We start from the raw sequence: 11052 nt of genomic DNA, 5'->3' as shown, positions 1-11052 counted from the left end.
GATGGGCAAGCTGGTCGATGGCGTCTGGCAGGACGTCTGGTACGATACGAAATCGACCGGCGGCCGGTTCGTCCGCAAGGACTCCTCGTTCCGTGACTGGATCACGGCCGACGGCACGCCCGTCACCGAAGGCGGGCGAAGCTTTCCTGCCGAGGTGGGGCGCTATCACCTCTACGTCAGCCTCGCCTGCCCCTGGGCGCACCGCACGCTGATCGTGCGCGCGCTGAAGGCGCTGGATACGATGATCGATGTTTCGGTGGTGAACTGGCTGATGCTGGAACGCGGCTGGACTTTCGATCCGGCACCGGGCGTTGTGCCCGATACGGTCAACCACGCGCATTACCTCTACGAAGTCTATGCCAAGGCGGACCCGCACTATACCGGCCGGGTGACCGTGCCGATCCTGTGGGACAAGCAGACCGGATCCATCGTCAACAACGAATCCTCCGAAATCATCCGCATGTTCAATTCCGCGTTCGACGGCATTGGCGCCTGCCCCGGCGACTATTACCCGGCAGCCCTGCGCGCGGAAATCGACGAGGTGAACGCGCGCGTCTACGACACCGTCAACAACGGCGTCTACAAGGCCGGCTTCGCCACGTCGCAGGAGGCGTACGAAGACGCTTTCGAGCAGCTTTTTGCCAGCCTCGACTGGCTGGAGGAGCGGCTATCGACGCAGCGCTGGCTGGTGGGGGACAGCATGACGGAGGCGGATATCCGCCTGTTCACCACGCTGATCCGGTTCGATCCGGTCTACGTCGGCCACTTCAAGTGCAACTTGCGCCGGATCGCGGACTATCCCGCGCTGCAGGGCTTCCTGCGCGATGTCTACCAGACGCCGGGCGTCGCCGGCACGGTGAATTTCCAGCACATCAAGGGGCACTATTACCAGAGCCACCGCACCATCAATCCCACCGGGATCGTGCCGGTGGGGCCGCTGCTGGACCTCGATGCCCCGCACGGGCGGGGGTGACGACAGGCGAGCGGATTGACCGCAAACCTCACCTCGTCGTTGCGAGCGTAGCGAAGCAATCCAGAGTCGCGCAAACCGCCCTGGATTGCTTCGCTACGCTCGCAATGACGAGAGGTGCTTAGCGGCCCGAGACATCCTTCCCCTAACCCGCCGCGTCGGTCAGGTAAGCACGCGGCTTGATGTCGCGCATGGCCAGCGTGGTGGTGAAATGGCGCACGCCCGGCAGCCGGCGCAGGCGGTTGCGCAGCAGGTCGTCCAGTTCGGGAACCCCGGCGGTGGCGACTTGCAGCAGGTAGTCGAAATCCCCCACCGTCGCGTGGCAGGCCAGCACGGCGGGCTCATCCTGCACGGCACTTTCGAAGGCCTCGTGCCGGTCGAACTCGATGGAGACCTGCACGAAGGCGCTGGTGGAAAGGCCGATGCCGGCAGGGTCGATCACCGCGCGATAGCCGGCGATCACGCCTGCCTTTTCCATCGCCTGCACCCGCTTCCAGCTAGGCGTCTTGGAAACACCCGCCAGTTCGCCAAGGCTGGCGAAAGACAGCCGCGCGTCATGCTCCAGCGCGCGCAAAAGACGCATGTCGACGGGATCGAGATCGGACATGGAACAAATGGTCTCCAGATTTGTCGAAATCGTTTATTCCGTTCTCCAGATTCCTGCAATCGCCGTCCAATCAAGTCCAATGTTTCAGCCCGGCGCTGCTATCGTGCTCGCTCCATAAGCACAGGAAAGGGAGAGGCCATGGACCGCGCGAAAGTCTACGAACAGCTGGGGGCGCCCGCCGCGCTGGACTATGAGGTCTATCTGAAGACCGACAGCCTGCTGGCCTGCCAGAAACCGTGGGACGCGCTGTGCAACGCCGACGAATTGCAGTTCCAGATCGTCCATCAGGTGGAGGAACTGTGGATGAAGCTGATCGCCTCCACCGTGCTCGACATCGATGAGTGCATCGCCGCCAAGCAGGCCCTGCGCGCCAATACGTTGCTGGGCCGCTGCCACCGGCTGATGCGACTGATGACGGCCCAGCTGGACCTGCTGGAAACGATGTCACCGCGCGAATATCAGGAAATCCGCCTGCAACTCGGCAACGGCAGCGGGCAGGAATCGCCGGGTTTCCGTGTGCTGCTCCGCTTCATTCCGGAGCTTTGGCATACGTTCGACAAGGCCTATGTCTCCGGCGCCGGCCGCACCGTGCGCGAGATCTACGACCAGGGCTTTGCCCATGATGAGGCCTATATTCTGGCCGAAGCGCTGATCGAACTGGACGAACTGTTCGGCAAGTTCCGCTGGCACCACATCTTCCTGATCCACCGCTCGATCGGCATGGGTTCAGCCTCGCTCAAGGGTCGTTCTGTCGATCTCTTGCAGGCCGGCGCAAAGCACCGCTTCTTCCCGGCGCTGTGGGACGTGCGCGTGGAAATGACCGACGACTGGGGCCACGATTACGGCCGCGTGCGCGACAGCATTGCGCCAAAGAATCCTGAGGTTAAGGCTGACGCTGCATGAACGAAGCGCACGACCTGTTCCATCTGCCGGAAGGCGGCCCCTACCTCCTTGCCCACTCGGTCGGCTGCCTGCCGCGCTCTGCCATGGGCGCGCTGGAGGCGGGCGTGCTCGAACCCTGGCGGACGAAGGGCGGCCACGCGTGGTCGAACTGGCTGGATACTATCGAGGAATTCCGCTCTGCCGTCGCGACGCTGCTCGGCGTCGATGCGGTAACCGTTGCCCCGCAGACCAGCGTTTCCGCCGCGCTGTTCACCCTGCTTTCCGGCCTGAAACCGCTGGCTGACAAGAATGTGGTGCTGCTCAGCGAACAGGCGTTCCCGACCATCGGCTTCGTACTGGCGCCCCTCGCCCGCCTGGGCCTGATCGCGCGCTTCATCCCTGCAAGCGAAGATCCTTCCGATCCGGCTACTTGGGAACGGCACGTCGATGGGTCGGTGGCAGCGGTGATCGCCATGCACGTCCATTCCAACTCCGGCCTTGTCTCTCCGGTGCTATCGATCACCGCGCTAGCCCGGCAGCATGGCGCGATTTCGATCATCGATCTTGCCCAGTCTGCCGGAATTCTGCCCGTCCCGTCGCAAGAATGGGATGCCGACGCGCTGATCGGCTCCTGCGTAAAGTGGCTCTGCGGCGGCCCCGGCGCGGCCTACTTACAGGTGCGCAGCGGCCTGATCCCCACGCTGGAGCCGCTGGATGTCGGCTGGTTCGCGCATGAAGAACCCTTCGCCTTCGACATTCGCGACTTCCGCTATGCAGGCGACGCGCGCCGCTTTCAGGGCGGCACGCCGTCCATCGCGCCCTTCGCGCTCGCGGCCGAGGGTATCCGCACGGTGCTGGCAATCGGGCAAGCGCAGGTTCTCGCCAACAACCGCGCCTGCATCGCCGCTTTCGAGGTCGAGGCCGGCCAATCGCTCGGCTGGTCGGCGCGCAGCGGCACGCTCTGCCTGATTTGCGACGACCCGCAAGCGGCCACGGTGGCCCTGTCCGCCGCCGGTTTCGCACACGATTTTCGCGGCAATATCCTGCGCGCCTCGTTCCACATCTGGAATCGGCCCGAGGAAGCTGGCGATCTGGCGCGCGTGTTGCGGCGTTCAGGCGTGATGTTCACCCCCGCACGCTGATTTCAGATCCTTCCGTCATCGCGCCGCGCAGATCGCTCGGCGCGATGAAGGCTATTTTACTGCGGGAACCCGGCTGGCGACCAATTCGGCGTTCTTGCGTTCGATCGACCAGAGCACGCGGGCCTGCCCCTTTTCCCAACCGATCGCCTGCCCGTCGGTGGGCAATGCGATCGTGGTGACATGGTCCAGCACAGTTCCCTTGGCCGGGATGCGGAGCACGTACATTTCGGGCAGGTCATGCCCGGTCACGTAAAGCAGACCGTCGTCGCCCCAGCTTCCGCCCGAAGCGCTGCGCGGGGCGAAGCGATCCAGCACGCTATCGGGGAACGTCCATAGTCCGGTCTCGCGCATCCGGTCATCCAGCCGTACCAGTGTCGTCTGGCGATGGTCGCGGCCCGGCTCCCCGCCCTTGCCGTCGTAATTGGCGTAGCAGGCATACCAGGCCCCATTGCGGCGGCTCAGCCAGGTCAGCGATCCGTGTCCATGACCCAGCGAATGAATGCGGCGCAGCTTCAGCGTGGCCGCATCGAACCGCAGCACCTCACTGGACATCGGCACTTGCGGATAGTTGGAAGCCGCACAGATCAAGTCGCGGCCGTCCATCTCGCAGGAATTGAGATGGGGAAAGCGCGCCGGATCGCCATCCCAGCGGGCGACACGCTGCCCGGTCCTGACATCGTAACGACCGATTTCGTGATTGCCGATGGCATAGACCGATCCGTGTCCGGCAGTCGCGCCCTGCCGCGCCTCTTCAGCGGTTATGCGGCGCAGTTCCTCGGCAGCAAGCGGCGGCGCGGAAGCGGCGGCCGGTACCGGCTGGAGCGCGGCGGCAAGAACAAGCAATGCACTCATCAGCAGCCTGCATAGCCGGCATGGGCCACATGGCCATAGCGGTCGTTGGAAAGGTTCCTTTGCGCATGGAAGATTACCGTTTGGTGATAGTTCCGCGACAGTGGGGCAATCCTTGCCCGCAATCGCACCGGGAACCCCCGACCACCCTGACGGCTTATCCCCTCGAAAGGACCGGGCGATGGCCGAACGCGCGTATTGGCAAGGACAGATCAGACTGGCGCTGGTCTCGATCCCGGTGGAAATCTATCCGGCCACCCGGTCGGGCGCGGCGATCCAGTTTCACCAGATTCACGAGCCCAGCGCCAAACGCATCCGCTATGAAAAGGTCGCCCCCGGCGTCGGCCCGGTCGACCGGGAAGAGATCCTCAAAGGCTACGAGATTTCCAAGGGCAACTACGTCCTGTTGGATGAGGAGGAGATCGAGGCGGTGCGGATCGAAAGCCGCCGCACGCTGGAGCTGGTGCAGTTCGTCGAAGCCGACGAGATCGACGTGCTCTATTACGAAAAGCCCTATTTCGTCGTCCCCGCCGACGATCTGGCCGAGGAAGCCTATGTGGTCCTGCGTGAGGCTCTGCGCGCCAGTCGCAAGGTCGGTGTCGGACAGTTGGCGGTGCGGGGGCGCGAGCAGCTGGTCTCGTTGAAACCTTGCGGCCATGGCATGGTGCTGGAAGTGCTGCGCTATGCCGATGAGGTGAAGAAGGCGCAGGGCTATTTCCGCGACATCGGCGATGCGAAGCCCGACAAGGACTTGCTGGATCTGGCCACCACGCTGATCGAGAAAAAGACCGCGCGGTTCGACCCGGCCGAGTTTCACGACCGATATATCGACGCGCTCCACCGGCTGATCGACAGGAAGGCCAAGGCGAAGTCCAACCGGCGCGTGCTGGAGGATGTCGAGGAGCCGGCCGCCGCCGGCAAGGGCAATGTGATCGACCTGATGGCCGCGCTGCGCAAATCGGTCGGCGAAGGCGGTTCGGCCGGAAAGGCGGCTGCCAAGAAAGCGCCTTCAAAAAAGACGCCCGCGAAGATGCCGAGCACGCCCAAGTCGCCCGCGCCGGCAAGGCGCAAGCGGGCCTGATCCGTGGCGACGCGCAAGTCTGCCACCGATCCGCTGGCCACCTACAACGCCAAGCGCGATTTCGCGAAGACGGCGGAGCCCGCCGGCAAGGCCGAACGCAGCGCCGCCGGCAATCTCTTCATCGTGCAGAAGCATGCGGCGCGGCGGTTACACTGGGATTTCCGCCTGGAAGTGGACGGCGTACTCAAGTCCTGGGCGGTAACGCGCGGCCCCAGTGCCGATCCCGAAGACAAACGACTGGCCGTGCGCACCGAAGACCACCCGCTCTCCTACGCCGGTTTCGAAGGGCGCATCCCGCAAGGCGAGTACGGCGGCGGCACCGTGATGCTGTGGGACAAGGGCACGTGGGAGCCGATAGCGGGCAAGTCCGCAGCCGATATTGAAGACGGACACCTCCATTTCCGCCTTCATGGCCAGCGGATGAAAGGCGAATGGCTGCTGGTCCGCATGAAGGGCCGCCCCGGCGAAAAGCGAGAGAACTGGCTGCTGCGCAAGGTTGCCGACGGTCAAGAGGTCACTGGCGACAGGCTGGTGGACGAAGGGCTGACCAGCGTGCTGACGGGCCGCTCCATGGCCGAGATAGAGGCCGACAAGGCGGGAACCCAGTCGCTTGCCGGCAAGAAGGGCAAGGCCTTCGCCGAGACCATGGCCAAGGCGGCCGAACATGCCGAAGCCAAGGTCAAATCGCCAAAGCGCCGGCCCGCACCGGCAGCAAGGCCGCCGAAATTCCGCAAGCCGCAACTGGCCACGCTGGTGGACGATGTGCCCACGGGCAACCAGTGGATGCACGAAATCAAGTTCGACGGCTATCGCGCCCTTATCGCCGCGGCGGGCGACAGCGTGGCCGTCTATACGCGCAGCGGATTGGACTGGACCGACAAGTTCGCCCCGATTGCAAGGGCCCTTGCCGCGCTGGACTTGCCGCCGGCGCTGATCGACGGCGAAATCATCGCGCGCGGGAAGGACGGCAATCCCGATTTCTCATCGCTGCAATCCGTGCTCAAGCGCGGGCACGGGGCGCAGGGGCCGAACGACGCGCTGGAATTCCATGCCTTCGACCTGTTCGAAATCGATGGTGAGGATCTGGCCACCCGCTCGCAGATAGAACGCAAGGAAAGGTTGGAAGCCCTGCTTGCCGAAGCGTCACCGCCGATCTTCGTGGCGGACCATGTGATCGGTGCCGGCGAAAGGCTGTACCGCGCGATGTGCGCGGCCGGTCAGGAAGGCGTGATCGCCAAGCGCGTAGACGCCGCCTATCTCGGCCGCCGCACCCGTAATTGGGTGAAAGTGAAGTGCTCGCGCCGTCAGGAATTCGTGGTGGTAGGCTGGTCCGGATCGAGCGCGAAAGGACGGCCGTTTTCCTCGCTGCTGCTGGGGCAGTACGAAGGCAAGACGCTGATTTATCGCGGCAAGGTGGGCACAGGATTCGACGGTGCGCTGTTCGAAGATCTTGCCGCCCGCATGGCGAAGCTAGGGCGCAAAACTCCGGCGCTGGAAGTGGACAAGGCAGAGGCGCGCGGCGTCACCTGGCTCACGCCCAAGCTGGTGGCGGAGATCGCCTTTGCGGAGTTTACCGGCGAAGGCCGCGTGCGCCACGCCAGCTTTCTGGGCCTGCGCGGAGACAAGGCGGCCGGTCACGTCACGCAGGAGAAGGCCCAGCCCATGCCCGATGCGAAACCGACCATCGCCATCTCGCACCCCGAGCGCGTGCTCTTTCCCGAAAGCGGCCAGACCAAGGGGCAATTGGCCGACTACTACGCCGACGTATCCGCGCTGATGCTGCCTTTTGCGGCGGACCGCCCGGTCAGCCTCGTCCGCTGCCCGCAGGGACGCGCCAAGAAGTGCTTCTTCCAGAAGCATGACAGCGGTGCTTTCGGCTCCCACGTCCACCACGTTGCCATCCGCGAAAAGGGCGGCGAAACGGAAGACTACCTTTATCTCTCCGATGTGGAGGGTCTGCTCACTTGCGTGCAGATGGGCACGATCGAATTCCACGGCTGGGCATCACGCGCCGATGCGGTGGAAAAGCCCGATCGCATGATCTTCGATCTGGACCCGGACGAGGGGCTGGACTTCGCCGATTGCCGCAAGGCCGCGCAGGAAATCCGCGGCCAGCTTGCCGATCTGGGCCTTGTCAGCTTTGCCATGCTGTCCGGCGGAAAAGGCGTCCATGTGGTCGTGCCGCTAAAACCGGACCATGACTGGGACGCGCACAAGGACTTCGCGCATCGCTTTGCCGAAGCCATGAGCCAGGCACAGCCCCACCGCTATGTCGCGACGATGAGCAAGGCCAAGCGGAAGGGCCGGATCTTCATCGACTGGCTGCGCAATCAGCGCGGCAGTACTGCCGTCCTGCCCTATTCCGCCCGCGCGCGGGCCGGCGCACCGGTGGCGGTGCCGATCGATTGGGACGAGCTGGATGGTATGAAGAACGCCCATCCGTTCTCGATCGACGATGCGGCCAAACTGCTGGATCGCGCGGCGTCGCTTCGCGGTTGGGGCTTTGCGGAACAATCCCTGCCCGCGCTGTGAACCCGGCGCCCGGGATCTGGCAGTGGTCCCTCAAGAAAGCGAGCGTGGCCTTGCAGGCATCCTGCCTTCCCTTCGCGGGAAGGTGCGTATCGCTCGCAGAACTCCCTGTATTCCTTTCAGGCGCCGTCGTTCGGTGCGACGCCCCGATGCTCTGCAGGCTTACTCTGCGATCAACGCGCTGATGCGGTGCGAGAAAGGATGACCCGGCGTTGCGCCACGCGTGATTTGAGTAAATCGGCCCTGTTCCAGCAATGAAAGACGGGCTTCCAGAAGTGGAACGTCTTCACCCTTGCGAACATCGATGTGCACATGAAGCTTGCCGTTGAAATCGAGGCTGATCGCGGCTGCTTCCGGAAACTCGGCATGCAGCAGCTTCAGAATTTCATCGAGTTGATCCGTCAAGCTTTTTGCGTCGGATTGTGCAGGAAGTACGCCACCATCTATCGAATAAATACGTGCATCTTTTGACATATGCCAAACGGCCCCTGTTGATCTGCACAAACGATCTTAACTGAATTCCCTTAGGGAAGAACGCTATATTTTGCGTTCAATCAAAGATTTTTTCCCCGGCCAGCAAGCGGCTGGCGCGGTTGGAGACTTTGACTTTTTGCGCGCCGTCTGACCGCGACTCGGAGCGGGTTTTGCCCCGAATCGGGATTTTTCATCCCCGATGCGCCATGACCACGGCCCGGTTCTGGCGATTGGCCTCGAACCGCGCGAGGTCCGGATCGCCGGCAAGAATGGCGGCGATGATCCGTTGCCGCCCCTGCCGCCAGCTCTCGACGCCGATCCCCGCCAGTTCCACCACAGTGGCCCCTTCACCGGATGCGTGATGAAGCGTCACGCGGGTCAACATCTCGAACAGCGGACGACGGACCATCTGGAACAACAGTTCCTGAAACGCTTCCTCGAACTGACCGAACTCCGCCATGCTGCGGCAATGGGCCGTCTCCTCGCCCAATGCCTTCAATCGCGCCAGCAAGGACGGATCGGTGCATCGCGCGGCCGCCGTAGCCAGTTCGGTGAACAACAGCGAGGTCATGTCCAGCGCCTCCTGATACCCTGCCGGATGCATGCGCATGTAAGAGGATAGCGACCGCTCCAGCGCGGCATCGTCCGGCCGTGCCCCGTAGTAGCCGCCGCCGGGGCCGCGCCGCACTTCCAGCAGGCCTTCGTGTTCCAGCACGCGCGCCGCCTGCTGCAGCGTGACAATGCCCACCTCCAGTTCGCGCGCCAGCTGGTGCAGCGCCCCCAGCAACGTGCCGGGCGGGCAGGCGAAGATACGGTCCCGCAAGGTCTCCGTCGTGCGCGCCACCAGATTGGTTCCCTTGCGCCGTCCGCGCGACCGTTCCATCCACCCCTCCAATACTATGCATAGTATTTCGATTTCAGCGACATTTTCGGCGCATTTTCGGCAAATTCAAGTCAATTGACCACGCATATTTGCCCTCATACCGTTCACCCACAACCGAGCGACCCCAAGCGTCGCCACTGGAGAGGAATGGAACGAGGATGGGCTTCCAACATCCCGACATCTCGGCGTTTCCCGAGATTTCGCTGGTCATTGGCGAGGAACGCGCACGATCCGGCAGTGGCACCGACTGGGGCCATGTCTACCCCGGCACCGGCCGCGTAACCCGCGAGATCCGCCTGGCCAGCCCGGCGGACGTAGACCGCGCTGTTGCCGCCGCCAGAGCCGCGCAGCCCGCATGGCGCGCCTTGCCGGGCGACAAGCGGCGCGATCTGATGTTCCGCCTTGCCGCCGTGATCGAGGCCAAGGCAGCGGAAATGAGCCCGCTGCTCACCGCCGAAAACGGGTCGATCCTGATCGCGGGCGGGCACATGAGCCTCGATGCCGCTCAGAAGTTCCGCTATTTCGGCGGCTGGGCGGACAAGATCGACGGCCGCACCGTCTCCACCTGGGGCGGCCCGGCGCACGATTACGTGATGTACGAGCCCTACGGCACTGTCGGCATCATCGTGCCGTGGAATGGCCCCCTGTTCGCCGCCACGATGGTCATGGCTCCTGCCCTCGCCGCCGGCAATTGCGTGGTGCTGAAAGCGCCCGAACTGGCGCCGTGGTCGCTGATGAGGCTGATGGAGGCGATCCACGAGGCGGGCTTCCCTGCAGGCGTAGTCAACCTCGTCACCGGCGGACCGGACGTGGGCGCGGCGATGGTCAGCCATCCCGGCATCGACAAGATCGAATTCATCGGCAGCGGCGCCACCGCTAAGAAGATTCTCGCCAGCGCGTCCGAGACGCTCAAGCCCGTGGGCCTCGAACTCGGGGGTAAGTCGGCAGTCGTGGTTTTCGCCGATGCGGACCTTCAGGCCGCCGCCAAGCGTGGGCTTTCCGGGGCCGTCAGCGCCAATGGTCAGGGCTGCGTCAACGGTACGCGCCTGCTGGTCGAGCGCGCGGTCTACGAACCCTACCTCCAGATGTTGAAGGCCATGGCTGCTCATGTGAAGGTGGGCGATCCTTTCGCGATGGACACTTTCATGGGCCCGGTCATCTCGCAGACCGCGCTGGACCGGATCGACGGCATGGTCCGTCGCGGTGCCGAGCAAGGCGGCGAAGTGCTCTGCGGCGGCGCCCGGATGGAGGGCGATCATGGCGAAGGTTACTTCTATCCGATCACCGTGCTCGCCGGGGTTGATCCGACCAGCGAGATCGCCCGCAACGAAGTGTTCGGCCCCGTCCTCGTCGTCACCCCGTTCGATAGCGAGGAAGAGGCGATCGCCCTCGCCAATGACAGCGACTACGGCCTTGGCGCCTATGTCCACACCACCAATCTCACCCGCGCGCACCGCGTCGCCGGGCGGATGATGGCCGGGCAGGTGCAGGTCAACGGATCGGGCGAGGCGATGACGCCCTGCGTGCCTTTCGGCGGCATGAAGCATTCCGGACACGGCCGCCTTGGCGGGATCGAGGGCCTGCGCGAATTCCAGCAGGTCCGCAACGTCTGGGTCAATCTTCAGGACTGAGGAG

The 11052-nt window shown here is 64.1% G+C and carries 10 protein-coding genes; 6 read left to right on the top strand and 4 right to left on the bottom strand.

Annotated elements, in window-relative coordinates; translation table 11 throughout:
- Position 1 precedes the first annotated feature (1 nt).
- Complete coding sequence (locus ACZ1JV_RS16760; protein ID WP_465152446.1) at positions 2–973, top strand: glutathione S-transferase family protein; 972 nt, start codon at positions 2–4, stop codon at positions 971–973.
- Between the two features lie 142 nt (positions 974–1115).
- Here the strand turns inward: ACZ1JV_RS16760 and ACZ1JV_RS16755 are convergent, their stop codons facing one another.
- A complete protein-coding gene (locus ACZ1JV_RS16755) occupies positions 1116–1577 on the bottom strand; it encodes an Lrp/AsnC family transcriptional regulator (protein WP_465152445.1) in 462 nt (153 codons plus the stop codon).
- A 138-nt stretch (positions 1578–1715) separates the two neighbouring features.
- Here ACZ1JV_RS16755 and ACZ1JV_RS16750 point away from each other — a divergent pair, with 138 nt between their 5' ends.
- Both ACZ1JV_RS16750 and ACZ1JV_RS16745 read left to right on the top strand, forming a co-directional pair.
- The gene (locus ACZ1JV_RS16750; protein ID WP_465138237.1) at positions 1716–2480 is read left to right on the top strand and encodes a tryptophan 2,3-dioxygenase family protein; all 765 of its coding nucleotides are present in this window, start codon (positions 1716–1718) and stop codon (positions 2478–2480) included.
- Complete coding sequence (locus ACZ1JV_RS16745) at positions 2477–3601, top strand: aminotransferase class V-fold PLP-dependent enzyme (protein ID WP_465152444.1); 1125 nt, start codon at positions 2477–2479, stop codon at positions 3599–3601. The genes ACZ1JV_RS16750 and ACZ1JV_RS16745 overlap by 4 nt, the downstream gene beginning before the upstream one ends.
- A gap of 51 nt (positions 3602–3652) precedes the next feature.
- On the opposite strand, the gene ACZ1JV_RS16740 is transcribed toward ACZ1JV_RS16745, so the two are convergent.
- A complete protein-coding gene (locus ACZ1JV_RS16740) occupies positions 3653–4453 on the bottom strand; it encodes a hypothetical protein (protein ID WP_465152443.1) in 801 nt (266 codons plus the stop codon).
- A gap of 178 nt (positions 4454–4631) precedes the next feature.
- Between ACZ1JV_RS16740 and ku the strand changes: the two genes are divergently transcribed.
- Together ku and ligD are read left to right on the top strand one after the other, a co-directional pair.
- Complete coding sequence (ku, locus tag ACZ1JV_RS16735) at positions 4632–5531, top strand: non-homologous end joining protein Ku (protein ID WP_465152442.1); 900 nt, start codon at positions 4632–4634, stop codon at positions 5529–5531.
- 3 nt (positions 5532–5534) lie between these two features.
- Complete coding sequence (gene ligD / locus ACZ1JV_RS16730) at positions 5535–8063, top strand: DNA ligase D (RefSeq protein WP_465152441.1); 2529 nt, start codon at positions 5535–5537, stop codon at positions 8061–8063.
- 159 nt (positions 8064–8222) lie between these two features.
- On the opposite strand, the gene ACZ1JV_RS16725 is transcribed toward ligD, so the two are convergent.
- Together ACZ1JV_RS16725 and ACZ1JV_RS16720 are read right to left on the bottom strand one after the other, a co-directional pair.
- On the bottom strand, positions 8223–8534 hold the full coding sequence (locus tag ACZ1JV_RS16725) for a hypothetical protein (protein WP_465152440.1): 312 nt from the start codon (positions 8532–8534) through the stop codon (positions 8223–8225).
- Positions 8535–8724: 190 nt separating this feature from the next.
- Complete coding sequence (locus tag ACZ1JV_RS16720) at positions 8725–9417, bottom strand: FadR/GntR family transcriptional regulator (RefSeq protein ID WP_465152439.1); 693 nt, start codon at positions 9415–9417, stop codon at positions 8725–8727.
- A gap of 158 nt (positions 9418–9575) precedes the next feature.
- Here ACZ1JV_RS16720 and ACZ1JV_RS16715 point away from each other — a divergent pair, with 158 nt between their 5' ends.
- Positions 9576–11048 (top strand): aldehyde dehydrogenase family protein, encoded by a 1473-nt coding sequence (locus tag ACZ1JV_RS16715; protein ID WP_465152438.1) that lies wholly within the window; start codon positions 9576–9578, stop codon positions 11046–11048.
- Positions 11049–11052 lie beyond the last annotated feature (4 nt).

The sequence above is a fragment of the Novosphingobium sp. BL-S-19 genome, from assembly GCF_055521675.1.
The sequence above is the reverse complement of the archived record's forward strand: the minus strand, read 5'-3'. Positions and strand labels throughout refer to the sequence as shown.

Bases quoted from the DNA above. Each gene is read 5' to 3' on its own strand.
- ACZ1JV_RS16720 (WP_465152439.1), bottom strand. From the start codon at position 9,417: ATGGAACGGTCGCGCGGACGGCGCAAGGGAACCAATCTGGTGGCGCGC.
- ACZ1JV_RS16755 (WP_465152445.1), bottom strand. From the start codon at position 1,577: ATGTCCGATCTCGATCCCGTCGACATGCGTCTTTTGCGCGCGCTGGAG.
- ACZ1JV_RS16745 (WP_465152444.1), top strand. From the start codon at position 2,477: ATGAACGAAGCGCACGACCTGTTCCATCTGCCGGAAGGCGGCCCCTAC.
- ACZ1JV_RS16725 (WP_465152440.1), bottom strand. From the start codon at position 8,534: ATGTCAAAAGATGCACGTATTTATTCGATAGATGGTGGCGTACTTCCT.
- ACZ1JV_RS16760 (WP_465152446.1), top strand. From the start codon at position 2: ATGGGCAAGCTGGTCGATGGCGTCTGGCAGGACGTCTGGTACGATACG.
- ACZ1JV_RS16715 (WP_465152438.1), top strand. From the start codon at position 9,576: ATGGGCTTCCAACATCCCGACATCTCGGCGTTTCCCGAGATTTCGCTG.
- ACZ1JV_RS16740 (WP_465152443.1), bottom strand. From the start codon at position 4,453: ATGAGTGCATTGCTTGTTCTTGCCGCCGCGCTCCAGCCGGTACCGGCC.
- ACZ1JV_RS16750 (WP_465138237.1), top strand. From the start codon at position 1,716: ATGGACCGCGCGAAAGTCTACGAACAGCTGGGGGCGCCCGCCGCGCTG.
- ku (WP_465152442.1), top strand. From the start codon at position 4,632: ATGGCCGAACGCGCGTATTGGCAAGGACAGATCAGACTGGCGCTGGTC.